The organism is Myxococcus sp. CA033 (assembly GCF_013336625.1).
Lineage (GTDB): Bacteria > Myxococcota > Myxococcia > Myxococcales > Myxococcaceae > Myxococcus > Myxococcus llanfairpwllgwyngyllgogerychwyrndrobwllllantysiliogogogochensis.
Genome location: NZ_JABUMU010000002.1, coordinates 943,747 through 970,691 on the forward strand (window position 1 = coordinate 943,747; position 26,945 = coordinate 970,691).

General features: G+C 68.3%; 24 protein-coding genes and 2 pseudogenes. 12 read left to right on the forward strand and 14 right to left on the reverse strand.

Annotation, left to right across the window (positions count from 1 at the left end):
- Positions 1 to 812 precede the first annotated feature (812 nt).
- From HUA78_RS09710 to HUA78_RS09720, 3 genes are all read left to right on the forward strand, one after another.
- The gene (locus HUA78_RS09710; RefSeq protein WP_174453950.1) at positions 813 to 1,391 is read left to right on the forward strand and encodes a type 1 glutamine amidotransferase family protein; all 579 of its coding nucleotides are present in this window, start codon (positions 813 to 815) and stop codon (positions 1,389 to 1,391) included.
- Between the two features lie 92 nt (positions 1,392 to 1,483).
- Positions 1,484 to 1,759, forward strand: a complete 276-nt coding sequence (locus HUA78_RS09715; RefSeq protein ID WP_174453949.1) for a hypothetical protein — start codon at positions 1,484 to 1,486, stop codon at positions 1,757 to 1,759.
- A 19-nt stretch (positions 1,760 to 1,778) separates the two neighbouring features.
- The gene (locus HUA78_RS09720) at positions 1,779 to 2,399 is read left to right on the forward strand and encodes a HEAT repeat domain-containing protein (protein ID WP_174476126.1); all 621 of its coding nucleotides are present in this window, start codon (positions 1,779 to 1,781) and stop codon (positions 2,397 to 2,399) included.
- Positions 2,400 to 2,409: 10 nt separating this feature from the next.
- Here HUA78_RS09720 and HUA78_RS09725 read toward each other — a convergent pair whose 3' ends face one another.
- Entirely contained in the window at positions 2,410 to 4,272 is a 1,863-nt protein-coding gene (locus tag HUA78_RS09725; protein WP_174453947.1) for an ABC transporter ATP-binding protein, read from the reverse strand.
- A 43-nt stretch (positions 4,273 to 4,315) separates the two neighbouring features.
- Positions 4,316 to 5,251 carry a universal stress protein gene (locus HUA78_RS09730; protein WP_174453946.1) on the reverse strand — a complete coding sequence of 312 codons (936 nt, stop codon included), beginning with the start codon at positions 5,249 to 5,251 and terminating at the stop codon, positions 4,316 to 4,318.
- 660 nt (positions 5,252 to 5,911) lie between these two features.
- On the opposite strand from HUA78_RS09730, the gene HUA78_RS09735 reads away from it, so the two are divergent.
- Positions 5,912 to 6,070, forward strand: a complete 159-nt coding sequence (locus tag HUA78_RS09735; RefSeq protein ID WP_174453945.1) for a hypothetical protein — start codon at positions 5,912 to 5,914, stop codon at positions 6,068 to 6,070.
- Between the two features lie 78 nt (positions 6,071 to 6,148).
- Here the strand turns inward: HUA78_RS09735 and HUA78_RS09740 are convergent, their stop codons facing one another.
- From HUA78_RS09740 to HUA78_RS09750, 3 genes are all read right to left on the reverse strand, one after another.
- Complete coding sequence (locus HUA78_RS09740; RefSeq protein ID WP_174464857.1) at positions 6,149 to 6,397, reverse strand: CsbD family protein; 249 nt, start codon at positions 6,395 to 6,397, stop codon at positions 6,149 to 6,151.
- Positions 6,398 to 6,630: 233 nt separating this feature from the next.
- A complete protein-coding gene (locus HUA78_RS09745; RefSeq protein ID WP_174476127.1) occupies positions 6,631 to 7,104 on the reverse strand; it encodes a DcrB-related protein in 474 nt (157 codons plus the stop codon).
- A 28-nt stretch (positions 7,105 to 7,132) separates the two neighbouring features.
- Positions 7,133 to 10,579 (reverse strand): hypothetical protein, encoded by a 3,447-nt coding sequence (locus HUA78_RS09750; RefSeq protein ID WP_174476128.1) that lies wholly within the window; start codon positions 10,577 to 10,579, stop codon positions 7,133 to 7,135.
- Between the two features lie 529 nt (positions 10,580 to 11,108).
- On the opposite strand from HUA78_RS09750, the gene HUA78_RS09755 reads away from it, so the two are divergent.
- Positions 11,109 to 11,270 carry a hypothetical protein gene (locus HUA78_RS09755; RefSeq protein ID WP_174468440.1) on the forward strand — a complete coding sequence of 54 codons (162 nt, stop codon included), beginning with the start codon at positions 11,109 to 11,111 and terminating at the stop codon, positions 11,268 to 11,270.
- Positions 11,271 to 11,288: 18 nt separating this feature from the next.
- Positions 11,289 to 11,459, forward strand: a pseudogene (locus tag HUA78_RS47680) (transposase); the annotation flags it as partial.
- Between the two features lie 19 nt (positions 11,460 to 11,478).
- Here HUA78_RS47680 and HUA78_RS09760 read toward each other — a convergent pair.
- Positions 11,479 to 12,878 (reverse strand): IS3 family transposase gene (locus HUA78_RS09760; protein WP_371745537.1). Its coding sequence is split into 2 segments (ribosomal slippage): positions 11,479 to 12,504 and positions 12,507 to 12,878, totalling 1,398 coding nucleotides; the frame shifts between segments, so codons are not numbered across the junction.
- A 108-nt stretch (positions 12,879 to 12,986) separates the two neighbouring features.
- On the opposite strand from HUA78_RS09760, the gene HUA78_RS46320 reads away from it, so the two are divergent.
- Positions 12,987 to 13,214 carry a hypothetical protein gene (locus tag HUA78_RS46320; protein ID WP_254623662.1) on the forward strand — a complete coding sequence of 76 codons (228 nt, stop codon included), beginning with the start codon at positions 12,987 to 12,989 and terminating at the stop codon, positions 13,212 to 13,214.
- A pseudogene (locus HUA78_RS46325) lies at positions 13,169 to 13,435 on the forward strand (tyrosine-type recombinase/integrase); the annotation flags it as partial. The gene HUA78_RS46320 and the pseudogene HUA78_RS46325, both read left to right, overlap by 46 nt.
- Before the next feature lie 83 nt (positions 13,436 to 13,518).
- Here HUA78_RS46325 and HUA78_RS09770 read toward each other — a convergent pair.
- The gene (locus tag HUA78_RS09770) at positions 13,519 to 13,710 is read right to left on the reverse strand and encodes a CsbD family protein (protein WP_141643332.1); all 192 of its coding nucleotides are present in this window, start codon (positions 13,708 to 13,710) and stop codon (positions 13,519 to 13,521) included.
- A 461-nt stretch (positions 13,711 to 14,171) separates the two neighbouring features.
- Here HUA78_RS09770 and HUA78_RS09775 point away from each other — a divergent pair, with 461 nt between their 5' ends.
- Positions 14,172 to 15,947: a methyl-accepting chemotaxis protein gene (locus HUA78_RS09775; protein ID WP_141643331.1), complete on the forward strand. Its 1,776-nt coding sequence runs from the start codon at positions 14,172 to 14,174 to the stop codon at positions 15,945 to 15,947.
- A 64-nt stretch (positions 15,948 to 16,011) separates the two neighbouring features.
- Here HUA78_RS09775 and HUA78_RS09780 read toward each other — a convergent pair whose 3' ends face one another.
- Entirely contained in the window at positions 16,012 to 16,869 is an 858-nt protein-coding gene (locus HUA78_RS09780; protein ID WP_174476131.1) for a hypothetical protein, read from the reverse strand.
- A 93-nt stretch (positions 16,870 to 16,962) separates the two neighbouring features.
- A complete protein-coding gene (locus HUA78_RS09785) occupies positions 16,963 to 18,564 on the reverse strand; it encodes an NAD(P)/FAD-dependent oxidoreductase (protein ID WP_174476132.1) in 1,602 nt (533 codons plus the stop codon).
- Positions 18,565 to 18,775: 211 nt separating this feature from the next.
- On the opposite strand from HUA78_RS09785, the gene HUA78_RS09790 reads away from it, so the two are divergent.
- Positions 18,776 to 20,602, forward strand: coding sequence for a CHASE domain-containing protein (locus tag HUA78_RS09790; protein WP_174476133.1), 1,827 nt, complete (start codon positions 18,776 to 18,778; stop codon positions 20,600 to 20,602).
- A 79-nt stretch (positions 20,603 to 20,681) separates the two neighbouring features.
- Here the strand turns inward: HUA78_RS09790 and HUA78_RS09795 are convergent, their stop codons facing one another.
- The 3 genes from HUA78_RS09795 to HUA78_RS09805 all read right to left on the reverse strand — a co-directional run bounded on the left by HUA78_RS09795 (position 20,682) and on the right by HUA78_RS09805 (position 23,182).
- A complete protein-coding gene (locus tag HUA78_RS09795) occupies positions 20,682 to 20,927 on the reverse strand; it encodes a hypothetical protein (protein WP_141643326.1) in 246 nt (81 codons plus the stop codon).
- Positions 20,928 to 21,114: 187 nt separating this feature from the next.
- Positions 21,115 to 22,086 carry an aldo/keto reductase gene (locus HUA78_RS09800; RefSeq protein ID WP_174453941.1) on the reverse strand — a complete coding sequence of 324 codons (972 nt, stop codon included), beginning with the start codon at positions 22,084 to 22,086 and terminating at the stop codon, positions 21,115 to 21,117.
- Positions 22,087 to 22,273: 187 nt separating this feature from the next.
- A complete protein-coding gene (locus HUA78_RS09805) occupies positions 22,274 to 23,182 on the reverse strand; it encodes a LysR family transcriptional regulator (protein WP_174453940.1) in 909 nt (302 codons plus the stop codon).
- A 66-nt stretch (positions 23,183 to 23,248) separates the two neighbouring features.
- Here HUA78_RS09805 and HUA78_RS09810 point away from each other — a divergent pair, with 66 nt between their 5' ends.
- Entirely contained in the window at positions 23,249 to 24,706 is a 1,458-nt protein-coding gene (locus HUA78_RS09810) for an alpha/beta fold hydrolase (RefSeq protein ID WP_174476134.1), read from the forward strand.
- A gap of 69 nt (positions 24,707 to 24,775) precedes the next feature.
- Entirely contained in the window at positions 24,776 to 25,189 is a 414-nt protein-coding gene (locus HUA78_RS09815) for a hypothetical protein (RefSeq protein WP_174476135.1), read from the forward strand.
- 31 nt (positions 25,190 to 25,220) lie between these two features.
- Here HUA78_RS09815 and HUA78_RS09820 read toward each other — a convergent pair whose 3' ends face one another.
- Positions 25,221 to 25,517: a hypothetical protein gene (locus HUA78_RS09820; RefSeq protein WP_141643321.1), complete on the reverse strand. Its 297-nt coding sequence runs from the start codon at positions 25,515 to 25,517 to the stop codon at positions 25,221 to 25,223.
- Positions 25,518 to 25,562: 45 nt separating this feature from the next.
- The gene (locus HUA78_RS09825; protein WP_174476136.1) at positions 25,563 to 26,852 is read right to left on the reverse strand and encodes a M48 family metallopeptidase; all 1,290 of its coding nucleotides are present in this window, start codon (positions 26,850 to 26,852) and stop codon (positions 25,563 to 25,565) included.
- Between the last annotated feature and the right edge of the window lie 93 nt (positions 26,853 to 26,945).

Sequence of the window (26,945 nt, forward strand, 5' to 3'; positions counted from 1 at the left end):
CGGCATGCGGGAATCCCTATCCATGACCCATCACCACGGACGGACCCCATGCAACTCATTGACTCCGGCAACCACTTACATTCATGACATATTGCCTTCGCCGGAACTCCGTGGCTTACTGGCTTTGCGTCTGATGGGCTCTTCCGAACCCAGACGCCAAAGAAAGCGGAGACAATCATGTTCATCGCAGGACTGCGGCGTTGTGCGCTGTTGGCTGGAATCGTGGCATTGACCGCGTGCGGAGGTCCGCTCCCGGAGGAGCAGGCTCCCGTCGAGGCCACGCCCGGCGAGGAAATCAGTATGGAGGCCGTGACCGAGGGCGGCGAGGTCGAGGCCATGGCCTGCAATCTCGTCAAAGAGCCCTGTTCGCCCAACCTTCGGACCTGTGGCATCCGCTGCTGCGATGGAACCCTCATCCGGGCTCCGAACACGGCATGCGGCGACTGCGAGCCCCTTGCAAACGAAGTCTGCCTCTTTCGCGGCGGCCCATGGCACCTCCGCTGGACGGACCAGTAAGGGACGCGGCGCACGAACGGACTCTGTCCATTCGTGCGGCGGGCACTACATCGAAAAGTCATTGACTCAACCAATGACTCTCATTCTTCAACTCATCGCCCGCCAACAGGCGACCGCGAACCGTCTTCCCTTACCCTGAGTGGAACGACTCCGGCCTGACTGAAATCCGTATTACTTTGAACTCCGGGGCGAAGCCCCCCGCCGCTGCTTTGTCCTGGCGGTGGGGGCCTTCTCTCGTCTGGAGCGTCGCGCCCACTTTCCCTATCCTCGGGGCTCATTCAACGAGGAGCACGCTGTTGGCCCGTATCGCATTCGTCGTGGTGGAGCCGTTCGCCGACTGGGAGCCCGCGCTGCTGGCGGCGGGGGCGCGCGAGGACTTCGGTGACACGGTGTCGTGGTTGTCGCCAGGGGGACGCCCGGTTTCATCGATTGGCGGAATGACCATCCAGGTCCACGGCGCGCTCGAGGACTTCTCTCCCAACCAGGCCGATGCGCTCGTGCTGATTGGGTCCTCGCTCTGGATGACGCCCGAGAGCCCCGACCTCACGCCCGTGCTCCGGCGCGCGGCGGACGCGGGCCTCGTCGTCGCCGGAATCTGCGGTGCGACGCTCGCGCTGGCCCGGGCCGGCCTGCTCGATGACCGCGCACACACCAGCAACGCCCTCGACTTCCTCCAGCAACACGTCCCGGCCTACAACGGTGTCGCGCACTATCGACCCGGGCCGCGCGCGGTGCGCGACGGACGCGTCATCACCGCGTCCGGCTCGGCGCCCGCGAGCTTCGCCCTGGAAGTGCTCGGCGCCCTGCATCCCGAGGCCACCAAGCCCCTGGCCGAGTTCCTCACGGAGTTCGGGCGCGAGCACCAGCCCACCTGAGCCTTCGCGCCCTCGGTGCGAGCCCAGGGCGCCCCTCACGTGTGCTTCAATGACGGGAGCGCCAGTCCTCCCGCCGCCCCTCGAGGCAGACGATGAACCTCATCGAGCCCGTCATCTTCACCGCTGCGGCCCTCTTCGGAGTGGCGGGTGCCGTGTGGGGCATCACTTCGGCCCCCATCTGGGGACTCGAGGGCTTCGTCGGCGCCGCCGTGCGTGGGCTCGGTGGCTTCGTCGGCGGATTCATCGGAGGGGGCATCTCTTTCGCCGCGGTGCTCTTCGCCCTGGGTGCCCTGCTCGTCCTCAGGGACAAGGCACGCCAGAAGCGGCAGGGGCACCTGAAGGGGTCGGACCCGGCTCCCCCGCCCTGAAACCGCGTAGGGTGCTCCCATGAAGCCCCCCACGAAACGCACCGCCCGACGCCCTCGCGCTCCGGCCTTCCAGGCTCCTCCACCGGAGCTGGCGCTGCTGCTCGGCCCGCTCGAGACAGGAGACGAAGCCGCCCGACATCAGGCCGCCATGGTGCTGTTGCAACGCAAGGACCCCGTCACTGCACGTCACGTGGCCAGACTCCTGCGCACCGCCGCCGACCCCAAGGCCCGTGAGGTCTGCGCCTGGCTGCTCTGCGGCATCGACAAGGGCTCGCCCCCCGTCATCGAGGCCCTGCTCGAAGCCGCCGAGGACCCCTACGAGCACATGAGCGTCCGCGGTCAGTCCCTCGAGGCCCTCAGGCCATCAACGTCGTCGGGCCTGAACCGGCGCATCTTCCAGACCCTCATCGGCCTCCTCGAACACCCCGCCGTCGAGCTGCGCTTCTGGTCCTGCTTCGCCCTCGGCGCCCTCAAGCACCGCCCCGCCATCCCCGCGCTCCGCAAGGTCGCCGAGGAAGACGAGCGGGTGAACCCGGGCTGGTGGTACGTCGCAGAGGAGGCCCTCGACGCCATCGACCACATCGAGTCGAGGGAGTCTCCCGACCGCATCCCCGTCATGCGTCGCGGCAAGCGGGACTGAGCGCCTCGCCTCAGGTCTGATAGCCGCGCGCCTGCAAGCGGAACAGGTGCGCGTAGCGCCCGTCCTTCGCCATCAGCGCGTCATGACTGCCCAGTTCGTCCACGCCGCCGTTGTGCAACACGGCGATCTGGTCCGCCATCCGCACCGTGGAGAAGCGGTGCGAAATCACTATCGCCATCCGGTCCGCCGCCAGCGCCTGGAAGCGCTCGAACAACGCGTGCTCCGCCTCCGCGTCGATGCTCGCCGTGGGCTCATCCAGAATCAGTACCTCCGCGTCGTCCCGCATGAACGCTCGCGCCACCGCCAGCTTCTGCCACTGCCCCGCCGACAGCTCCTGCCCCTTCTCGAACCACCCGCCCAGCATCGTGTCGTACTGGCTCGGCAGCGTCTCAATCACCCCACTCGCCCCACCCTGCTCCGCCGCCTTCACGATGCGACCCCGGTCCTCCAGCGCCGGCACGTGCCCCAACCCGATGTTCTCCGCCACGTTGAACTGGTAGCGCACGAAGTCCTGGAACACCGCCCCGAAGCGGCTGCGCAAATCCCCCACGTCCATGTCCCGGATGTCCACGCCCCCGTAGAGGATGACCCCCTCCGTCGGCTCGTACAGCCGCAACAGCAGCTTCAACAACGTGCTCTTCCCCGCCCCGTTCTCCCCCACCAGCGCCAGCTTCTGTCCCGGCCGCAGCGTCAACGACACATGCCTGAGCGCCCACGCCTCCTTCCCCGGATAGCGGAAGGACACGTCGCGCAACTCAATGTCGTTGGTCGGCCCGCGCGGCGGTGACTTCGCCGGCAATACCCGGGGCGACTCGCTGCCCGTCGGAATCTCCAGGTACGTGAAGAGATTGCTCATGAAGAGCGCGTCCTCGTACATGGAGCCCACGCTCGTCAGGATGCCCTGGAACGCCGCCTGCCCCTGCCGGAACACCCCCAGGTACAACACCATGTCGCCCACGGTGATGGCCCCGTCCGCCGCCCGCCCCGCCACGAACAGATAGCAGCCGTAGAAGGCCGCCAGCGACAACACACCCAAACCCAGACCCCACCCCATCCGCTTGAAGGCCAGCGCGCGGTCCTCCGCGAAGAACTTCCGGAACAGCTCCCGGTAGCGCCCCAGCACCAGCTCCCCCAACCCGAAGAGCTTCACTTCCTTCACGTGACTGTCGCGCGTGAGGATCCACTCCAGGTAGTTCAGCTTGCGCCCCTCCGGCGCACGCCACGAGTAGAGCCGGAAGCCCGCCATCGCCAGCCGCGCCTCCGCGATGAACGCCGGAACCGACGCCACCACCAACACGACGACGCTCCACGGCGACAACGCAATCAACAGCGCCGCGAAGGTGGACAACGTAATCGCGTTGCGGACGATGGAGAACGCCTGCATCACCAGCGACAGCGGGCGACTGCTCGCCTCGCGCCGCGCGTTCTGCATCTTGTCGTAGGTGTCCGAGTCCTCGAAGTGCTGAAGCTCCAGCTCCAGCGCCTTCTGGAGAATCCGCTCGTTGAGCAGGTTGCCCAGGTTCGCGCGCAACAACTCCCGCGTCAGCGTCAGCCCCCGCTCCACCACCGCGGAGCCGAGCATCAACCCGAACTCCAGCCCCACCAGGCCATAGACGCGCGAGTGCGCCTCCGCCGAGCCCTGCGCGGACGCCACCACCGCGTCCACAATCAGCTTGCCCACCCAGGCGATGCCCGCCGGCAACACCGCCGCCACCAGCGTTAGCGCCCCCAGCAGCACCGCCCCCTGGGGGCTCGCCCGCCAGAAGAGCTGGAACGTGCCGGGGAGCTGCCGGAACAGGCTCCCGGCGCCCTTCAGGCGGTCTTTGAGGGAGGTCTTCGCGGGGGGCGTGGCATCAAGAGAACGAGGAGACACAGGGCGAGTTCATAACGCGCCCGGCGTCCGCGCGCTTGGCCCCTCACGACACCGCGCGCCCTTCGTGCCGGGACACCAGCACGTCGCACGAGGACCTCGCCAGCACCCGCTCCGCCAGCGAGACGCCGCACCCCTCGGCCTGCCCCGAGCCCGCCAGCGCCAGCAGGTCCGTGCCCAGCTCCGCCGCGTGCGCCAGGATGCTCTCGCCCGGCTCGCCTCCACGCAGCCGGGCCTCCAATTCGCGCCCCGTCTCCCGGTACGGAGCCAGGAAGCGGGCGAGCGCCACCCTCGCGGCGTCCTCCCGCTCCCGCTGCAACACCAGGAAGCTCTCCGGTGACGCCCCCCGCGCGCGCAGCGCCGCCTCGTCCGCGCGGGTGTCCACCACGTGCAACACCTCCACCAGCGTCAGGGGACACAACCTCAGCGTCAGCTCCAGCGCCCTCCGGGACTCGCGCGAGAAGTCCACCGCGACCAGCGGGCTCGCGTACGGCCGCGCCGGATGCGGCAACACCGTCAGCACCGACGTGTCCAACCGCCGCACCATCCGTCGCACCGTCGAGCGCTCACCGAGCTCCCGTCCCGGCACCGTCACGTGCGTGCCGCCCAGCACCACCAGCTCCGCGCCCTGCTCGCGCGCCACCGCCACCGCGGCGTCCACCGCGTCTCCCCGGCGCAGCTCCTCGTGCACCGTCACGTCCTGCCGCTGCCTCAACCGCCGCGCCACCGCGCTCACCGCCTTGCGCAGACACCGCTCCCCCGCCACGATTCCCGCGGGCGAGCCCTCCAGCGGAGGCCCCGCGTGCATCACCGTGAAGGTGGCTCCCATGCCCAGCGGAAGCCGCAGCGCCCGGGCCAGCGCCAGCTCGGAGCGCAGCGAGAAGTCCGTCGCCACCACCAGGCGTGTCATGCCCCTCGGGCCCCGGGAGGGCCCAGGTGACAACAATGGAATGTCCAGCCGGGTCAGCTCGTGCTGCCTCATCGCGAGACCCTCCTTTCGTCTGTCCCTACTTCTTTAGTGTCGGCGCCGTGGGGCGGTGACACGACATCCCATGCACCTGACGCGACCTGGGCGAGCCGTTGCTCGTCGGTCCGCCGCCGTGACGCGGCGATGTCCAAGTCCTCGCTCCGAAGATTCAGGCCCTCGCGCCCAGATGCCACCCGTGCCGCGGGGACGGCGCGTGCCCGAGCAGACGACAGAGCCCCAAGGTCCTCGCGTGCACCGCTCCCCCTGCGTTCTGGATGACGCGCGCTCGCCGCGTGGCCCGGCGCTTCAGTCGGGTGACAGCGACGTCGTCGCGACTCAGACCTGGGTGAGGGTGGAGCACGACACCTCGTCGCGGGAGGCGAGACGTCACGAAGGGAGGCAGGGGCTCAAGCCCCCGCTGCGCGCGGGAAGGAGAAGTGCGTCGCACGGTGGACGGCCTCCCTGAAAAAACTCCAGGCGTCTGGCGTCCGTATCTCACGTGAGTCGTAAGGGACATGCACCCCGGCACGAAGATTGGCCCGCTTGGCACGTCCGAGGAGCGACAGAGCGACTCCTGCGGGCCGCGAGGAGCACGGCCGAGGCTTTGCAGATGGGGTGCTACGGCAGCGCGGTGGGTGGCGGGTCGGACGGGATGCTGAAGAAGGGGGAGGGCCAATGCGCGGGGTCATCACCGGCAGAGAGGTGGTCACCAATCTGGGTCTCATCTACCGAGAGTTCGGCGCGGGCTGTGTGCTGCGCTGCTTGTGGGTGATGCTCAGTGGGAAGACCACGACGTTTCTTGAAGTGGCGTGTCCACCCGCGGCGAAGCGCTAGGGCGGACACAACGGCGACGGGTCGCGAGGGCATGCCCCGCGACCCCGCCGTAGCAATCGTCGTCTTCGCGGTACCGGACTAGGGCTCATCGCGGCGAGGCTTGTCGTCGTCCACCGCGTCCCGGACCGCACGCTTGGCGTCCTCGACCTTCTCCTTGGCGTGGCCCTTCGCCGTGTCGACCTTGCCCTCGGCCTCCAGCGAGCGGTCGCAGCGCTGACTGCCTCGCCAGACGTGGCGACGCAGCGGCGAAGGACAAGAGTCCGGCGGCCATCGAGCGCGGTCGCCGACCTCGCGGAGCGGTTGCTCGAAGCCGTACAGGCGTGCCATGGAGAGACAATCGCAATCCTCGCCGCTCGCATGGGCGAGAAGGCTCGGGCACTTCACCGGCCGATGATGCGCCTGAAGCAAGAGGGCCGTGTGCGCAGCGCTGGATGGCGGGACGACGTCGCCACGTGGAGAAGGGATCCGTCCTACCGGCCACGCATCTGGCCCCCGGACTGGACGGTATCCCTTTCCACAACCCCTACGGCGCGGACCGAGCCGTAGGGCATTGCTTCAGCTCAAGCGCGGATGAAGCCCAACCGCGGAGGCGTCGCCTCCAGCGCCCCGCCCACCCGCGCCTGAGCGAAGACTGCCTCCCCCACGGCACGTGTGGCGCGGAAGCGGTCCTCTCGCTGCGAGAAGGTGAAGGTGAGGCCCATCCCTTCCTTCACCGTGCAGAACTGGAGCTGCGCGATGCGGGCTCCCTGAAGCGTGAGAATGTACTCACGCTGGACCCCTACCTTGTCGCCGTGGGTGACCTGTCGCTCCGAGAGCAAGGTGAGGCTCTGCGCGTGTTGTTGGATGGATGAAAGCATGCGGGCGGCGAGCTGCTGCGCGGTTTCCGAGGGCTTCACGGGCTCCACGGACACCACGACACTCGGTCTGAAGCCACCATCCTCGGGGCCGAGGGCAATCACCTGGCTCGTGTCCTGCCAACCCTCGGGGAGAGAGAGCGTCAACGCACCATGACGAAGGGAATTGCGAGGAGACATGTTCACGCGTCCTTTCTGGTGACGACGTTCAGACCCGCTGGGTCGCGATGTCTTCCTTGCTCTTGTCCGCCTTTCCAATCAGCGTGGTGAGCACGTAAGCCCCTGCGCCAATCCCCAAGCCCGTCAGCGCCCCAAGCATGGCCCCCGGTGGTCCCGCGACGGAGCCCGCGACCGCGGACGCGGCAACGTACCCCAGCACCGCGCTCCCCATGGTGACGCCTCCGCTTGCCACCTTATAGAAATTGTCCTCCTGGATTCCTCGGGCGACCTGAAACCCTCCACTCATGACGCCCAATCCCATGAAGAACCGCCCTGTCACCTCCCCCGCGTAGGAGGGATTGATGCGCCCGTTCACCGTACTGATGGCGCCCCCCAATGAAGCGCCCTGACCCGTTCCCTTGGCGACCGTCACCAACGCATTGCCCCCCACATATACGGAGACCCCTCCACCCGTCAGCCCCACCACCCCCTCTGCGATTCCCAGTCCATCGCCTCGGGGGATATCGCGAATGAGCGAGTTGATGGAGGTGTAGACGTTACTGAAACCCGTGAGTGCCTGGACCCCTCCCGTAGCACCTGTCACGAATCGCTGCGGAGCTGTCAGGTCGATGGTCAGAGGTGTCTTGAACGCCTCCACGGGCGTCTTGCTCCATCTCGCCTTGTTGGCAGAAGGGTCTGGCTCGTTCTGGAGCGGGGCATGAATGGTCGTGAGCTCCTTCTTGACCAGATAGAGCCCGTAGTTGTTGGCGGCGAACACAGAGTTTCGCTCCCCGGTGTCCGTCCGGGCCTGCTGCTCCTGCGTTGCTTGCGCCTGTGGCTGGGCCTGCTCGGCCGCAGCAGCCTGCTCGGAGGGCGTGGGAGCCGAAGGCTCGATGGATGCAGTCCGGGCGGCAAAATCACGCAACAGCGCGGATTGTCCATCCAGCGCGGCCCCCCCCAGCGCACCCGAGGCGGGCTGTTGCGCCTTGAGGTCCTCCATGCTCGTTACTGGCACACCGTTGATGAGGAGTTCTTGCCCCTCGGGCGTCAGCGTTGATCGGGCATTTCCTTCGGGCGCGTTCAGTCCATAGACGGAGCGGACCAATTGCGGCCCTTTGTCCGTTTGCAGGGACACCACCTCCTGCTCGATGTTGCGCTTGGCCTGGCCCCCAGGGAGCTCTTCAGAGGAGGCCGTGCGCTCGGTGACTTCGACCTGTCCGCTGGCATTGCGCGCCTCGGTGCGCTGATGGTCCTGGACCTGCCGCTTGCCCTGAGCATCCGTGAGTTCCGCGTGCAGCGAGGTGATGCGCCCCTGAGCATCATACGTCTTGGACGAGGTGCCCTGGATGGACACGGGGTCCCCCTTGCCCGAGGGGTTGGGAACCTTGCCCTCCGTGGTCTCCTCCACGGTGTTGCCTTGAATCTTCTTCTTGATGACCACGGACAGGTCCGGCTGCCCTTCGACGAACGTCTGGGTATTCAGCTCACCCGGCTTGATTGCCTGGAACGTCCAGCTCTTTGGCGCTTTCTTCGCGTCCTTGGCGCGATCCTCGACCTCCAGGAGGCTGTAGGGAACAGAGGTCTTCTCATTCGCGGGGGAGTCAACGGCCTTTGTCTGGGAGCTCGTGGCGCGAATGCCGCCCTGCGAGTAGGACGTGCCCTCGGTGACACTCGCCTTGGCCAGCTTCCCATCCGGACTCTTGGTGCCCACGGGCGGGATGTTGGTGGTCCGGATCTTCACCGTGTCGAGGGGGCGCGTATCATCGAAGCGGACCTTCAGCTCGTCATTGACGCCGTCCGTCTTCTGCTGGCTGTCATAGAGCTTTCTCGTCTCCGTGACGCCTGTCTGTGCGTCTCGTGAGAATGAGTTCTCGACGAGCACACCCCGGTCGCGCCGGATCTCTGTTTCCGAATAGGAGACGTTCAAGTCGTCCATGTTTCGGAGGGCCTCATCGGTGTAGCGCAATGAGTCCTTCATATTGGGGTCAATCTTCCAGCTGGATTCGATGACCTTGGTCGTCGATTGCGGCCCCTGGCTCACGATGACACTGAGGTCGGCCTTCTGGTTCGCGCGATCAAACTTGGTGCTCTCGAGCCTGACCGAGCCATAGGTCATATCCGCCTGGATGCGCTCGAGGACGTTCCCCTGCTCATCCTTGAGGACCATCGTGGCCTTCTCGGGGTGCTTGTCTCCCTCGAAGGAGACTCCGGGGGGCCATTCCTTGGGGTCCTTCTTGGACAGGGCGATGGCGTCGGTGGCACGGGTGCGAGCTTCCGCGTCAGTCTGTTGCTGAGCCGTCTCCGCCTGCGTGCGCTCCTCCGCCACCGTGTTCAGGTCCACTTCGTTGCGCAGCGCTTGCTGGCCGGCGGTCTGCCCCGCCTTCGCGGTGAGCTGCGGACTCAGCTGAGCGATGGCATCCGCATCCTCGAAAAGGTTGCCATCACGTCGCAGCTTGGCCATTTCCGTTCCAAGATCGACCATGTTGGCATCCGCGCCGTTGGCGCGAATCGCATTGAAGACCCGGTCCTTGTTGGTGGGCCCCTCCCCTACTGCCGCGAACGGGAACGTCGCCGCGTTGATTTGCGTGGCCAGCGTGGTTCGGGCGGGAGGCCCCCCGAGGGCGGCGCTGTTGGCCAGGCTCTTCATGATGGCATTGGCGTCCTCGGAACGGGTTGACCCGGAGGCCACCTGTTCGACGAGCTTGCGGGTGTGGGGCATGGCCTCCACCGCGAGCGCCGCCCGGTAGTTGGGGTCGGTGCTCGCCGCAAGCTGGCGTTCCAGCTCCGCGGCACCTTCGACCGGATTGCTCTGGGTGGCCTCCCCCACGCGTTGGGCATCGGCGCGCGCGGCGGCCCAGACATTGACGACGGAGGGAGCACCGAGGAGCTCGGTCTGGGCCTTGGCGTCGAGACTGCCCGCATCGTACACGTCCCGGACGGCGTTCGCCTTGGGGAAGGGCTCGGACTTGCCGGCCGCCTTGGCCGCTGTATTGGCGGATTTCTGTGCGTCCAGGGCAGCATTGGCCTGGGTGATAGCCTGTTGGTAGGAGGCGTCCGAGGCTGCCTGGGTCGCGAGGTAGGGCTGTTCCAATCCCGCTGCGGTGGCCTTCGCCGCGTTGAGGCGGTTCTGGCTATCTGTGGCAGCCTGCTCACGTTGAAGCTGTTGCTGAGCATCGTCGGGCGAGGGGCACCGCTTCGCGCGCGCATCCTTGAATCGGGTCAGTTCGGCTTGCGCGTCACTGAGGGCGGTTTGGGCATCGAGCGACTGTTGTTCAGCGGGGCCGTAGGCCTTCTGTGCTGCCTGGGCGGCGCGGTCATCCTGACGCGCTTTCTCCTGGGCCGCGGCCGCCTCTTTCATGCGGGCTTCGGCCTGCTTGCGCGCTTCTTCGGCTGCTCGTGCGAGCGCTTCGGCCTCGCTCGGGGCCACGCCCTGAGAAGAGCCGGGGACGTTGGATACGCTCGTTCTCGCAGCGGTCGAACCCTGAACCATCGACATGGTGCTCACCTCGGGAATGGGCCTGCGTTGGCTTCTCCCCGGGGAGTTGGTTCGGATTTTCGTGGCGCATTCTTTTCTACGCCGGCACATATGGCCTGAGCCCCGGGTGTTGCCCCTCTGCGAAAACCTCCAGGGAAACCGTGGAGGTGCCCGTGGAGAAGGAGCTGGGGCGATTGAGGAGCGGGCACCAGCGCGGTTCATTGCCCTACCCGGAGGCGCTCAGGGAGTTCGCGGTGCGCTACGTCGCGCACGCGCAGGAAGCCGGGGGGGACGTTCGCGGGAGCGGCGAAGGCGCTGGGAGTCTCCGAGCCGACGCTGCAGTCGTGGAGGAAGGGCCGGCCGGCGGCCCATCGGCGAGGGCAGAGCCTTGGGCAGAGGCCGTCTCTGGTACCGGTGGTGGTGGCGGAGCCGAAGAAGACGGGAGCGTCCGCGGCGCGAGTGTACGCGTGCTCGGCTCCGTGGACATGCGCCGAGGCTTCGACGGGCTGAGTGCGCTGGGGGAGCCGTAGTTGGGAGGCGAACTTCTGAGGTGGCGGTGCTGCTGGCGGCGGAGAATGCCCAGCTCAAGGGCGAGGACGGCCAGGCGCGACTCCAACTGGAACTCGAGGGACTCAAGCAGCAGCTCGCCTTGCTGCAGAAGCAGCTCTTCGGCGCCTCGAGCGAGAGACGAGACGCACTGGCTGGTGCTTGAGAAGGACCCCGGTACCAGGTGGTACGCGGGAGTCGTCCTGGTGGACGGGTACGCAGCGTACCAGACGGCGACAAAGTCGGGAGCACAGCGGCCCACCCCGCGACGCTGGCCTTCTGTTGGGCTCACGTGCGCAGAAAATGCTTCGAGGCCAGACAGCGGAACCTGTCAACGCGGATGAGACAGAGAATTGGTGAGATTACTGCGCGGCCTACCGAGAGGTGGAGAGCCGCGCGGGGTCGTTTATCCAGACGGTGTTCGGAGGCGCCTGCGGCTTGGGAGGGCCTCGCGGGAAGCGCTCGGGGTGAGCGGCGTAGGCGGCGGCGAGTACGGCGGCTCGGGTGGTGATGCGCTGGGCAGCCAGGCCGTGGTGCACGTCGTAGGGAGTGAGCAGACCGAGGCCTGAGTGGTGATGCTCCTGGTTGTACCAGCCGAAGAAGTCGCCGCAGAAGCCGCGAGCGTCGTGGAGGCAGCCGAAGCACTGGGGGAAGTCAGGCCGGTACTTCATCGTCTTGAAGTGCGCCTCGCTGAAGGGGTTGTCGTTGGAGACATGAGGCCTGGAGTGCGTCTTGGTGACCCCCAGGTCGGCCATCAGCAGGGCCACCGGCTTGGAGGTCATCGAGGAGCCTCGGTCGGCGTGAATCGTCAACTGGCCGGGCACTACCCCCTGGCGTTCGCAGGTCTGCGCCAACAGCTTCTGGGCCAGAGTGGCCGACTCGCGATGCGCCACCATCCAGCCAACGACGTAGCGGCTGAAGACGTCCAGGACGACGTAGAGGTAGAGGTACGTCCACTTCGTCGGGCCATGCAGCTTGGTGATGTCCCAGCTCCAGAGTTCATTGGGCTTCGTCGCGTGCAGTTGGGGCACCGGGTGGTTGGGGTGGCGCAGTTGGTTGCGTCGCTCACGCACCGCGTGGTTGCTGGCGAGCACCCGGTACATGGTGCGCTCCGAGCACAGGTAGCGGCCCTCGTCGAGCAACTGCGCGTAGACTTCCGCGGGCGCAGCATCCGCGAATCGCGGCTCGTGCAGCACCGCGAGCACCTCGGCCCGTTGCTCAGGCGGCAGGGCTCGCGGTGGGCTGGCCCTGGGCACCGACTCCTGCTTCGGCTGGGTCCCTCGGTAGAAGGTGGCGCGAGCCAGGCCCAGCGCCTTGCACACGGTCGCTACGCCCCACTGGCCGACCGCCTCCCTGGCCACTTGCATCAGGGCTCCTCGTCGGGCTTGGGCAGTTCCACTCCGAGGATTTCCGATACTTTTTTTTGTAGGTCCAGCAGGGCCTCGGCGCGCTTGAGGCGCACCTGGGCCCGGGCCAACTCCTTCTCCAGCTCGGCGACGCGCCGAGCACTCGCGTCGGGCACTTTCGCCGGCGGGCCGCGCTTCTTCGGACTCTGCGCCGAGAGCTCTCCTGCATTGCGCTGGCGCCGCCACACGCTCAGCAGCGACGAGTACAGCCCTTCCCGGCGAAGCAGTGCTCCCACTTCACCGGGCTTCGTGCAGCGGTCTGCCTCCGCGAGCACCCTCAACTTGTACTCCGCCGTGAAGCCTCGGCGCCTCGCCTTCTCCTCCACCTCGGTCTCCCTGACCCGAGCCTCTTCCACCACCGGATTCATCGTTCCTGCCTGGGTCGCCCTGCACACTAAACTGCCCGGTACGGACTGTCTCACTCACGCTGGCAGAGAGGGCAGTTCGCTCCCGCCTGTGACGAAGTGCTGGAGCTCATGGGCCAGCTCTATGTCATCGAGGCGGACCTGCCCGAATGGTGCGCCCTCTCCAAAGAGGAGCGCCCGGCCGTGCTCGCGCAGCGACGGGCCACGCGCCAGCAGCATTCCGCGCCGGTGGTGGAGCGCACCCTCCAGTGGGCCCTGGCGAAGAGATGCGAGGCCCTCAAGCGTGGGCCTTCGGATGGCACGACCTGCGCCACACCCACGGCAGCCACCTTGCCATGAGGGGCGTACCGCTGAAGGCCATCCAGGAGCTGATGGGTCATGCCGACATGAGCGAGACGATGCGGTACGCCCACCTCTCACCAGAGACACGAGCGAACGCGGTGCAGCAGCTCGACCCGCCGAGCCCCCTTCCCCTTGTCGCTTCAGCTCCAGCCACCGAAGGGGCACCTGGAGGGCACATGACGTTTGCGGCAGGGGTCGAATGCACGACAACTCATTGATTTTATTGAAATACTAGAAGGGCGGGTCGCGAGGGCATGCCCCGCGACCCCGCCGTGGCAATCGTCGTCTTCGCGGTACCGGACTAGGGCTCATCACGGCGAGGCTTGTCGTCGTCCACCGCGTCCCGGACCGCACGCTTGGCGTCCTCGACCTTCTCCTTGGCGTGGCCCTTCGCCGTGTCGACCTTGCCCTCGGCCTCCAGCGAGCGGTCGCCCGTCGCGGCGCCCACGGTCTCCTTGATCTTGCCCTTGGCCTTGTCGATCAACTCACCCATGACGCATCTCCTTTGGCTTTGAGCTCCTGAGAGCCGTTGTGGTGAGAGTGTGAACACGCGCCGGGTGGCATGCAGGCGGCGCGACGACGCTCGCCTGCCCTGGGAGCATCAAACGGCGGAGGCGCATCGGCCCGCCCGGGAGCCCACTTCGCCAAGCAACGGGCGGTCCCCTCGTTGATGTAGGTGCCGGTGTCAGCCTCCTGCCTCGCACGCGCCAGGAGCTCCGCGTGGAGCGGCCCACGCGCCACCCGCGCCTCGGAGCAGGGGGTGGTAATCCCATAATTTTCCTTGAATTGCCTGACATGCAGACAGACAGGAGGTAGGGTCCCGCGCCGGTGCTGACGACCATGCAGACACGCTGCCTGGTTGGAATCCTTCTCTCAGGCTGAAACGGGACATTGACGCAAGGCGCGCCGGCCCGCACGCTGAGGTCACTGCCACCCCGGAGTCACTGCTTCCCGATGTCTACTCCTCCGCTTCCGACCCCTGGCGCGCTGTTCCGGCGGATGTACCTGCTGCGGTCCCTCATCACGACGGTGGCCTTCTGTCCGGCCCTCTACGTGGACATGCAATTGCTCTCACTGGAAGGACCGCGCGCGACGCGCATCCTCCTGGGAGTCATCACTCCGCTGGTGTTGGGGTTGTGCGCGGTGGCGCAGCCGGTGCTTGTGATTCCGTGGCTCCTGAAGCGCGCCATGGCCTCGCAGGGGAAGCTGCGCGTGGAGCGGCTGATCCGCATCCCTTCGACGCTGGCGTTCGGCGAGTCGATGGTGTCGTGGTTCATTGGTGGGGTGCTCTTCAACGGCGGCGTGGCGTTGCTGTTGGACAGGCCCATGTCGGTGGTGCCGGTGGGCGTGGCGGTGGCGGTGAGCGCGGGGCTGTTCAGCAGCCCGCTCCTGTACATGCTCTATGAGCAGATGCTGATGCCCACCGTGCTGGAGGCATACCAGCGCGCGCCGAGTGCCCGGCCCGCGGGCGAGGGCTTCGCGCCGAGGCAGCTGTGGCTGCTTCCGGCCACCGTCGTGTCCGCGCTGCTTGTCACATGTCTGACGAGCATCGTCACCCTGCACCTGAGGCTGGAGCGGGAGATGGGCGCGCTGGCGGCCGACATCGAGTCACGAGGACAGGCCGCGTCGGCCGACCGCGTGCGCGCCACCGTGGCGCCGCTGCAGCGCGACCTGGTGCTGCCGGTCATCATGTTCGGCGGTTATGCCGCGCTGGGTTCCATCCTCACGGCGGCGTGGGCCGCGCGCAGGCTCGCCAAGGGCTCGCGGGCGGTCGGTGCATCGCTGGAGGCGTTGGTGGAAGGCCGCGCCGCGCCGCCGCGCTGGGTGTCCACGGACGAGTTGGGCGACCTGGCGGCGACGACGTGGCAGCTCTATCAGCGGCTGCAGGAGCTGCCTCGTTCGCTGCGCTCGTCGGCCGGGGACCTGGCCCAGGCGGGCAACCGGCTGTCGGAGGCCAGCAGCCAGCAGAACCAGACGTTGTCGCGACAGGCCGCGGCGCTGCATCAGGCGCGAGCCACCGCGCAGGAAATCCAGCAGGCGTCGCATGTGGCGGCCTCGCGCGCCACCAGCATCCTCCAGGTCGCCGAGCGCGCCGCCGCCGTGGGCCGGCTGGGCGAGGAGTCCCTGCTCGGCACCGAGAAGGGCCTCGCCTCCATCCGCGAAATCGCCGACGGGCTGCATGAGCAGATGCAGGACCTGGGGCAGCGCGCCCGCGAGGTGGGGCGCGTGTCGGAAGTGGTGAAGGCGCTGGCGGACCAGTCGCACATGCTGGCCATCAACGCGGCCATTGAAGCCACGCGCGCGGGTGAGCACGGCAAGGGCTTTGGCGTGGTGGCGCGGCAGATGCGCGAGCTGGCGGACCAGTCCGTCCAGGCCACCAATCAGGTGCGCGGCCTGTTGGAGACGATGGCCTCGGCCGCAACCCAGGCGACGGAGATGACGGACCGGGGCGCCGCGGGTGTGGAGACGGCGCTGACGCCGCTGCGCACCAGTGGTGAGCGGCTGCGCGAGCTGGCCACGCTGTCCCGCGAGTCCGCGTCCGCCGTGCGACAGATCGCCGAGGCGGTGGCCCAGCAGCACCAGGGCGTGGACCAGCTCTTCGCCGCCGTGCGCGAGCTGGACGAACTCACGACGGACACACTGCGCCACCTGGACACCACGCAGCAGGCCGCCGTCGCCGTCACGCATGCGACGGGACAGGTGTCCCAGCTCGCGCAGCGCTACGTCTGAAGCAGCGTCGCTTCCTCCGCTGACACCGGAGGCTCGGGCGCGAGCCTCCGTCCTGTGCGCGGCGCTACGTCTGAGCCCGCGCCTGCTCCTCCGCTGACACCGGAGGCTCGGGCGCGAGGTGCCCATCCAACGTCAGCACCGGAGCGCGCAGCAGCACCATCAACTGTCCCGCGAGCACACCCAGGCGAGAGAGCCGCTCACGAGGCTCCGCGCTGCCCTCCTCGAAGCTGGCCGCATCCAGGTATGTCAGCTGAACCTCCGCGCGGCCATGGAGCGCTCCCACCCGCGCGTCGAGCGCGGCCAGTCGCGCGAGCAGCGCCTCCAGGAAGTCCGTGGCCCGCGTCAGCGTCGCCGCGCAGTCCTCCAGACACCGCACACGCGCCTCCACCGTGTCCGGCGCGGGTGATGCGGCCCAGGGCGCTGCGGCATGGAACAGCGACATCCCATCCAACACCACCGGCACCGCGTCCTCCTGCAACCAGCCCCGCTCCAACCACTCGAGCACCGGCACCAGCTCCAGCGGCGCCGTCGCCCCTGAACCGAACAGCGGCCACGCACGCCGCGCCGCTCGCGACACGGGCTCGGCGGGCAGCGCCTCCAACGCGGCCAGGGCCTCGGCCGGGAGGACGTCCTCCCGCCTCGCATGCTCCCACCGCTCCAGGCGCGCCAGCAGCCCACGCAGCGGCTCCACCACCTCCGCCTTCGCCTTCACCTGCCGCTCGCCCAGCGAGGCCATCCCCGCGCGTACGCGCAGCCGGGTCGACTTGAGCGAGCCCAACGCCACCGCGTGCCGCTCCCGTGCCGCGCGGACGTCCGGCGGCTCCGGCGCCCCCACGAGGCCCTCATCCAGGACCCGCTTCACGCCGAGCCCCAGCGCCGTCAGCACCAGGCCACCCACCGCCAACGGGATGAAGAAGGGCATACGCTCGCGACCTCCACGGACAGGGTGACAGCTTCGCATCCGTCGCGACCCCACGCGAGGGACCCCTTCCGTTCGCATGGAGGGGAAGGAAGCTCAGCCAGCGCGCGCCCGGGGCGCCTGCATCGACGACGGGCCCGCCGCATCCCGCGTCACGTCGTCCAGCGGCGGCACGTACGGCCAGCCCGGCAGCGGCCCCTGGCCCGCCTCGCGGTTGAGGTAGTCCGCCGCGATGTTGGCGCTCTCCATGATGGTGAGCAGCCCGCTGCCCGGATGCGTGCCCCCACCCACCCAGAACAAGCCCTCCACGTCCGGACTCTTCACCCGGGGACGCAGCGGCCCCAATTGCATCCATGTATGAGAGAGATTGAAGACCGCGCCCCGGAACACGTTGAAGTCATCCCGCCAGGTCTCCGCCGTGAAGTAGCGCTCCTCGCGAATGTGCTCACGCACGCCCTTCAACCCCACCTTCGCGAGCATGTCTGGAATGCGCTCGCGCAACGTGGCCTCCGTCTTCGCCCAGTCCACGGGCCGCGCCGTGTTGGGCGTGGGCACGAGCACGTAGAGCGTGGAGTGCCCCTTCGGCGCGCCGGACGGGTCCGTCACACACGGGTTGCACACGTAGAAGGGCGGGTCGTCCACGTCGACGCTCCGGTCCTCCAGCGCGTCCCGGTCCGTGCGCCGCGCCGCCTCCGAGAGATAGATGAGGTGGTGCGGCAGGTCCTCGTAGCGCGTGTCCAGCCCGTAGTACGCCATGAACGTGCTGCACGAGTACTTCGCCTTCTCCAGCGCCGCGTCCGTCAGCCGCGAGCCCTCGCGCGCCTCGGCGGGCACCAGCTTCGTCGCCGCGTACGGCAGGTCCGCGTTCATCACCACCGCGTCCGCGTCCAACACCTCGCCCCCCACCAGCGTCACGCCCACCACGCGCCCCGCCTCCACGCGCACGCGCTCCACCGGCGCGCCCATGCGGAACGTCGCGCCCAAATCTTGCGCGCACCGCATCATCCCTCGCGCCAGCTCTCGGAAGCCGCCGTCGACGTGCCACACCCCGAAGGCCAGCTCCAGGAAGGGAATCACGCTGAACACCGACGAACACGTCGTCGGGTGCAGGCCCAGGTACTTCGACGGATACGCCAGCGCGTACGTCAGCCGGTCGTCATGGAAGAACGAGTCCAGGTGCCGGTACAGCGTCTGCCAGGGCTTGAAGCGCAGCGTGGGCGCCAGACGCCAGGGGGCGTAGTAACCCAGGCTTCCCGCGTGCGTGCAGATGAACTTCTCGTACGCGACGCCGTACTTCTCCTTCCCTTCCGCCAACCACCGGCGCATCGCCGCGGCCTGCTCCGGACCGAAGCGGGCGACCTCCGCCTCCATGCGCTCCGGGTGTCGGCTGGTGTCCAGGTGGGTGCCATCCCAGAAGTGCACCCGCGTGTTGACGTCCAGGGGGACCAGCTTCACGTAGTCCGCCAACCGCCGGCCCGCCCGCTCGAAGATGCGCTCCAACACACCGGGGAGCTGGAGGATGGAAGGACCAGTATCGAGCGAATACTCGCCCTGCGGTCCGAGCGTCAGGCCCTTCATCCGCCCGCCGGGCACCGGGTCCTTCTCCACCACCGTGACTCGAAAGCCCTGGCCGGCCAGGTTGATGGCGGCGGACAGCCCACCCGGTCCCGCTCCCACGACGATGACGTGACGCACCATGGCTCCTAGAATGCCCTGAGCGAGCAGCCGTTGCAGTGTCCGTGGTGCGAACGGGCGGGCGGGGATTGTGTTTCGGCCCCGGACGTTTCTCCTGGAGGACACGCGCGGGTGGGGACGGCTTGAAGGGGGCCGCCGCGCACTCGAAGCTCGCGTCGTCGTTCTCCCGGCCCCTTCCCCGGCAACCTCCCTCCGGTCCTGCTCCCGCGAAGCCGTGTCGCCCCCCCTCCTCTCCCACCTGCGCCGCAACGCGGCCGCGTATGGCGCCCTGCTGACGGGGCTGCTCATCACCGCGGGGGCCACGGCCTACGTCCAGCGCGGCGTGGACCTGCGCCGGGAGCAGCTCTTCGAGAACGCCGTCACCGACGGCAGCGTGGCGCTCCTGCAACGCATGGACATGTACCAGGCCATGTTGCTGGGCACGCGCGGGGTGTTCAGCGGCAGCCAGGAGGTGGAGCGGCGGGAGTTCCGCGCGTACACCGCGAGCCTGGAGGCCCGGCGGCGTTTTCCTGGCATCCAGAGCATCGGCTTCGCCCAGTGGCTTCGCGAGGAGGACCTTCCACGGCACGAGGCCGAGGTGCGCGCCGAGGGCTTCCCCGACTATCGCATCCGTCCCCGCATCGTGCGGCAGGACCACGCCGTCATCACCATGGTGGAGCCCTTCGACGGGAACAACGCGCGCGCGTTCGGCTTCGACATCACGTCCGAGCCCGTGCGTCACGCGGCCCTCCAGCGCGCGCTGGAGACGGGGCTGCCCGCGGCCTCCGGCAAGGTGCGGCTGGTGTCGGAGCCGAAGAGCGCACCGGACCGACAGGTGGGCTTCCTGCTCTACGTGCCGCTCTACGAGGAGCCCGAGCCCTCGACCCCCGAAGCACGCCGCGCCCAGATTCAGGGCTTCGTGTTCGGCGCCTTCCGCATGAGGGACCTGGTGGAGGGCCTGCGCTTCCCCGGCTTCCAGTCCACCATCGACCTGACCATCTACGACGGGGCGGGCACCCGCGCGACGGACCTGCTCTACACCTCGCGCTCCGAGCAGACCCCGAAGGGGCGCGGCCTGCTGCGTGAGCAGCTCACCGTGCTGGTGGCGGGAACCCCCTGGACGCTCGTCTTCACCACGCGGCCCGCCTTCTTCGAGGGGACGCGCTCCAGTCACCCGGCCACGGTGGCCGGCGGTGGGCTGCTGATGTCGCTGCTGGTGTTCCTCGTCACGCGCGCCCAGGTGAACGCGAGGGCCAGCGCGGAGCGTGCCAGCGCCAAGCAGCGGCGACTGGCGAGCGAGGCCCGAGCGGCGGTGCGGGTGCGCGACGAGTTCCTCAGCGTCGCCGCGCACGAGCTGCGCACGCCGCTGACGTCCCTGAAGCTCCAGCTCCAGCTCCTCTTCCGACAGCTCCACCAGGGCGAGCCCGTGGACACGGTGCGCCTGGAGCGCGGCGTGGAGACCTGCGAGCGGCAGACGACCCGACTCACCAAGCTGGTGGACAGCCTGCTGGACGTGTCGCGGCTGTCGAGCGGCAAGATGGAGCTCCAGTTGGAGCCGCTGGAGCTGGGAGAGCTGGTGCGCGAGCTGGTGCGCCGCTTCGAGGCGGAGGCGCAGACGATGAACGTGCGCCTGGACGTGGACACGCCCGAGCCGGTGACGGGCCGGTGGGACCGGCTGCGGCTGGAGCAGGTCATCACCAATCTATTGTCCAACGCGCTCAAATACGGACACGGCGCGCCGGTGGACGTGCGCGTGCTCGGGGACAAGGCAGAGGCCCGGCTGGAGGTGAGGGACCGGGGCATCGGCATCGCGCCCGAGGACGCGGCGCGCGTGTTCGACCGCTTCGAGCGCGCGGTGTCCAGCCGCCATTACGGCGGCCTGGGCCTGGGGCTGTTCATCACCCGCCAGCTCGTCGAGGCACATGGCGGACGCATCTTCCTGGAGAGCCACCCGGGTCAGGGCACGACCTTCATCGTCGTGTTGCCTCGCACCGGACCTGTCTCCGGGACACAGATGCCACCCCCGCCCCCGACGGAGCCTACCGGGCCGCTCGCGCCCTGAGCGGGAGCCGAGCCCGACGAGAGGACACGTCCCCCGCCGGGCTCGTGCCACCTGTCAGAGGCGCGCGAACCGGGTGTTGTTACTCGTACGTCGGCAGACAGCGGCTGCCGACCGCCGTGTACGGCTGCCAGACACAGCGCTGCGAGCCCGTCCTACAGGCCTCCTGCGTCTTGAACTGCGCGCAGAAACATTCCCAGGCATTGGCGCTGGAGCAGAGCTCCTGCTCCGTCCCGGAGACAGCCTCCGGCTCGGTTCCAGCGGACTCGACACCACCACCACACGCGGACAGACCCAGGAGCGAAAACAACACGACCAAGCGACGCATGATGTGAACTCCAGCGCGATGAGGGCGCAGCCACCCTCGGTGAGCTGGACCTTGCCTCAGGCATCAGAGGGGTGTCCAGGATTACAAGGAAATAAGAATTTCCCAGCAACGACAGTGCCTCGTGAGAGGCACCGATTCCTAGACACCGACGGACGACAGGTGGCGCAAGGTGGAGGGTGGCGCGGCGCTACCAGGCGTAGTCCTCGGGCGCGGGACGGTGCCCCGGGAAGATTTCATCCAGCCGGGCCAGGGCCTTGTCATCGAGCTTCACCTCGAGCGCTCGGAGCGCCGCGTCGAGCTGCCCCGCGGTGCGGGGTCCGATGATGGGCGCGGTGACGGCGGGTTGGTGCAGCAGCCACGCCAGCGAGACGTCACCCGGCTCGTGTCCCAGCTCGGCGGCGAGACTCTCGTAGCGTTCGATTCGCTCGCGATTCTTCTGGAGGGCTTCCTGCGCGCGGCCCTCCAGCCGGCGCTTGCCCTCGCGTTCCTTCTTCAGCACGCCGCCGAGCAGACCGCCCTGGAGCGGAGACCACGGCAGGATGCCGACGCCGTAGTGCTGAGCGGCGGGCAGCACCTCCAGCTCCACGGTGCGCGCCATCAGGTTGTAGAGGGACTGCTCGCTCACCAGCCCCATGAAGTCGCGTCGCGCGGCGGCGGCCTGGGCCTGGGCGATGTGCCAGCCCGCGAAGTTGCTGCTGCCGACATAGAGCACCTTGCCCTGGGCGACAGCGACCTCCATCGCCTGCCAGATTTCCTCCCACGGCGTGGCGCGGTCCACGTGGTGGAACTGGTACAGGTCGACGTAGTCGGTGCGCAGCCGCTTGAGGCTGGCGTCCAGCGCGCGGCGGATGTTGAGCGCGGACAGCTTGCCCTCGTTGGGCCACTCTCCCATGGGGCCGTAGAGCTTGGTGGCGAGCACGGTGCGCTCGCGCCGACGGCCGCCCTGCGCGAACCAGTTGCCGATGATTTGCTCGGTGCGGCCCTTGTTCTCGCCCCAACCGTAGACATTGGCCGTGTCGAAGAAGTTGATTCCCCGCTCCAGCGCGGAGTCCATGATGGCGTGCGCGTCAGGCTCCTCGGTGGTCCAGCCGAAGTTCATCGTGCCCAGGCACAGCCGACTGACAGAGAGCCCCGAGCGCCCCAGGTTCGTGTACTTCATGTCGACTCCCTCGCGGCCGGATGGAAGGACGCTGCGCGTTGGGGAACGGTCCGGCCGGATGCCGTTCGAGCGCGCCACAGTGACGACTTGCATCCAGTGCGTCGAGTCCGAACAGGACCACCGTTCAATCCCTGCCCTTCGACCCGGACCCTCGCAGGGGGCGTCACGAGCGTGGGGGGCCACGGGCTCAGCGCAGCGCCACCGACGTCATTCGCGACACGATTCGCAGACAGGCCTTGAGGGCGGGGCCTGGGGGCGTGGGAGCTCGGGCAATCACCAGGTCCACGTGGCGGGGAGCTCCCGCGACGGCGCGATAGACGGCGCCCTCTCGCGAGAAGGTGCGGACCGACTCCGGGAGGATGGCGCACCCGAGCCCGGCCGCCACCAGGCTCACCATGGTGAACCACTCCACCGCCTCGGTGACGAACGTGGGCGTAAACCCCGCCTCCAGGCACATGCCCATCATCGCGTCATGCAGCGACGGCGCCGTGTCCCGCGCGAAGCCGATGAAGGGCTCATCCGCGAGCTGCTCCAGCGGCACCCGCGCGCGGCGCGCCAGCCGATGACGCGACGGCAGAACCAGCACGAGCGGCTCCCGGCGCAGCGTGTCGACGCGAACCCCTGGCGCGATGACGGGCCCGCGCACGAAGGCAACGTCGAGCTGTCCCAGCCGGACCTCCTCCAGGAGCGTCACGCTGTCCGCCTCGCGCAGCATGAGGTGCACATCCGGGTGCTCGGCCCGCAGGCCGCGCAGGACGTCCGGCACCAGGGCGAACGCGGCCGGATTGACGAACCCGACGCGCAGCAAGGACTGCTGCTCCCTGGCGGTGCGCTGGGCAGCCTCCGCCGCATGGGACAGGTGGACGAGCGCTCGCCTTCCCGCTTCGAGCAGCGTCCTGCCCGCCGGGGTCAGCTCGACGCGCCGCCGGTCCCGCTTCAGGAGCTGACAGCCCAGCTCCTCCTCCAGGCGGCGAATCTGCTGGCTCAGCGCGGGCTGGGCCAGACGCAGGCGCTCCGCGGCCTTGCGGAAGTGCAGCGTCTCCGCGACCGCGATGAAACACGTGAGGCGACGGGCATCGAGTGTGGGTGAGATCACTTCGCTATCACAGGCCTGGATTTCGGTATTGGACGCGAGCCGGGGAGCTGACTTCTAACGGAGCCCATGTCCTCGAGCATCATGGCCTTCCTGGCATCGCTGTCACTCGCCATTTCGGGCGTGCCCCGGTTCGAGCCCGCACCCTGCCCCTCCACCGTGGAAGCCGGAGAGGGCATCGACTGTGGGTTCCTGGTGGTTCCGGAGAATCGGAGCAAGGCGGAAAGCCGCTCCATCCGGCTGCCGGTGATGCGCCTGCGAAGCCGCGCCGAGCGCCCGGCGAAGGACCCGCTGCTCTTCATGCCGGGCGGTCCCGGGGTCAGCTCCGTGGCCCGGCTGCGCTCCGGGAAGAAGAACCTCCTGCTCGACGAGCGCGACCTCATCGTCCTCGAGCAGCGCGGCGTGAAGATGGCCCAGCCAGCGCTGGAGTGCCCCGAAATCAACACGCTCAAGGGTGAGATGGCGGCGGGCCGGCTGCGCGGCGCCAGTGCCCAGAACGCGCTGACGAAGGCGGCGGGCCGCTGCCGTGCGACGTTGACGGCGTCCGGGGTCGACCTGGACGGGTACACGACGACGGCGACGGCGGATGACATCGAGGATTTGCGCAAGGTCCTCGGCTACGAGACGTGGAACCTCCAGGGCCTCTCCTACAGCACGCGGTTGATGCTCACCGTGCTGCGCAGACATCCGGCGGGAGTGCGCTCGGTCATCCTGGATTCGGTGCTGCCGCCCGAGGTGAACTTCGACGAGGTCGCCGCGATGAACCTGCTGCGCTCGCTCGACCTGGTGTTCGACGGGTGCGCCATCGACCGTGAGTGCTCCGCCGCGCATCCCGACTTGCGCAAGCGCTTCGCCCAGCTCGTCGCCACCGCCGAGCGCAAGCCCTTGCCTCTCGTCTTGAAGGAGTCCGCGACGGAAGGACGCCCGGTGGAGGTGCGCGGCGCGCAGGTCGTCGAGGCCCTCTACAATGCGCTGCATGACCCCGAGAGGATTCCCCTCCTCCCGCGCATCATCAGCCGGGCGGCGGCGGGCGATTACTCGGAGCTGACGCCGCTGGTGGAGGACAGCCTGGGTCCGTCGACGATGAGCTGGGGGCTGCGGCTGTCGGTCTGGTGCTCGGAGGAGATTCCGTTCGAGGACCCGAAGCGCATCGCGGCGCAGCGCTCACCGGCCCTGGGGCTGGGCGGGGTGGACGAAGGGACGGCGTCCATGGAGACGTGCCGGGTGTGGAACGTGGCGCCAGTGCCCGCGGAGGAGAACACGCCGGTGAAGAGCGACGTGCCGACGCTCATCTTCGCGGGGGAGTTCGACCCGGACACGCCTCCTGACTGGGGACGGCAGTTGCTCGAGTCCATGTCACAGGCCCGCTACGTCGAGCTGCGAGGCTACAGCCATGGCGCGTCGTTCAATCGCTGCGGCGGACAAGTCACCATGGCCTTCCTCCGCGACCCCAAGGGGCCACTGCCCCTGGACTGCGTCCTCCAGCTTCGCGGCGCGGACTTCGGCAAGAGCGCGGCGGCCCCTTGAAGCGCCGTTGCGTCGGAGGCGCTAACCTCTGGAGGCATGACGACCAGGACACTCCCGTTTCGAGGGAGCATGAGCCACAAGCCTTCCGAGAGCCTCCGTCACGATATCGAGCGGTGGCTGAAGGAGTTCCTGCTCAATCCCACGGAGCCCGCTGACCAGCGCGAGCTTGCCCGCGAACTCGGCGGACTGCCCCTGTATGCCGACATGGGCGGCCTGGTCGTCCTTCGCCCAGACGGCACGGTGTTGACGTACGACTGGGAGGACTCCAAGTCCGAAGCGACTGATGACGCGTGGAAGGTGGTCGCACTCACCACGAGCCGCGAGAAGTATCCCCGACTGCGGGAGCTGTTGCCCGAGCGCACCGTGAGCGCGCTCGACTGCGCGGCCTGCACGGGGAAGGGGTCCATCCTCCGCACCGCGACGTGCTGGAAATGTCTGGGCCTCGGCTGGCACGAGCCAGAGGCCGTTGGCGTCGCGGGTTGAAGGAGCCTCGCCGGAAGCCGACGTCACTCCATCAAGCCACGTGAGATGCGCGACGAACGCGCCGCTGCACGAAGTGGGTGAGCAGCAACACCACGCCCCACCACACCAGCCCCCAGACAAGGACGACCGCGACCCAGCCGAGCACCGATGGTCCGGCCCAGCCGCCCGACGGCTCCTGCGACAAGACTGGGAGCCCCAGGGCACGCAGGGGCATCAGCGGCAGGTAGACGGAGCCGGCCAGCGCGGGCGCAATCGACGCCGGGACGAAGACAATCGCGAGGAAGTGCAGCGCCATCATCGCGCCCCAAGCCACCCATCGAATCAGCATTGCGTCACAGCCTCTGGTGAGCGGGCCCATGAGTCAAGGGCAGCCTCAGGGCACGGCGAAGGCACGCAGGTGCGTCCACTCGTCCTTCACCGTCGCGGCCAACATCGCCTCCTGCAGCGAAGGGAGAGGCCACGCGTCGAGTTCGAGACTCCTCGAGACGCGCGCGACCTCCCGTCCCTCTTCGAGAGCCAGCGCCGCTTGGGTTAGTCGCTCGGAGTCAATGAGCAGCATGGCCCCCTCCCTCATCGTGTTCAGCCCCACCAGGCGCTCGACGAGCGTCGACTCGGCCGCCATGCGCTCGCCCAGGGACCACAGCACCCGCCCCAGCCGCATGCGGTGGTCGGTGGAGAGCCTCCCGTAGGAGGCATCGACGACCTTGGAGATCAAATAGGGCCCGTCAAGCACCAGCTCATTCACCATCACCATGAAGGCGCCATTCTCGGGGTGAGTCACTCCCGCTGACCTCAAGAGCCGCTCAGCCTCCGCGTACATCGACACGGTGGACGTGGGCCGGAAGTCGGGCAGGGCCGCGATGCGCTCCAGTTCGCGGAGCTCTTCGTCCGTGAACGGCGCATCGGCCACGCGAGGCTCCAGCAAGAGAAGGAGGGAGCGCTGCATGTCCGTCGGCGCATCCTCCGCGAAGCGACGGAGTCGTGACCGCAACAGGTCGCGCTGCTCCCCAGCCAGGACATCGCGCTGGAAGAACGCCAGGGCGGCCAGCAGCAATCCAGGGTCCTTGACCTCCTCCAGATGCGCGAACAGCCAGCGCCGCGACTCCGCATCAAGCTCGTCGCCGGCGAGCGCGAGCACCAGCCGGACCTCCGCGCTGTTCGTCCGCCCCCAGGCTCCAGCCAGCAGTGCCTTCGCCTTCTCCAGGAGATCACCCATCCCGTCGAACAGGTCGCGGTCCTGGAACCCCGGACGACCCGCCTTCCTCCACGCCCACAAGAATGAGTCGCGCCAGTCCTCTGTCGGGTGGGTACCGCGCCTCTCGATGAGCACTTCGAGGACCGGTGCTTCGAGACTCGCGGGCGCCGCCGCGCGCAGGCGCTTCACCATCCCCGTGGCCTCCTTCAGCGAGCCCCGCTCCAGGAAGACACAGGCTTGGACGAAGAGGGCCTTCGCGTCCGTGGGCGCATCTGCGAGGGCTTCGTCGAGTTGCCGCTGCGCGGTGTCGAAGTCCTTCCGCTCCGTGGCCTCGACAGCGCGCGCCACTCGCACGGAGTGCTGCTCCGGATGGGACACCAGCAAGGGAGTGGCCTGAGAATGCATACCGCCCGTGGTGGTGGAACATGCGGCGACGAACAGGAGCAGAAAGGAACGCGCGAAAGACATGGGCGCTCCGAGCGTACCCGAAGTCATCGTGGAGCCCCGCCCCTGCCCTGGCGGCACGCGGGTGGTGCATTTCTTCCAAGCGCTCGCGGCCCG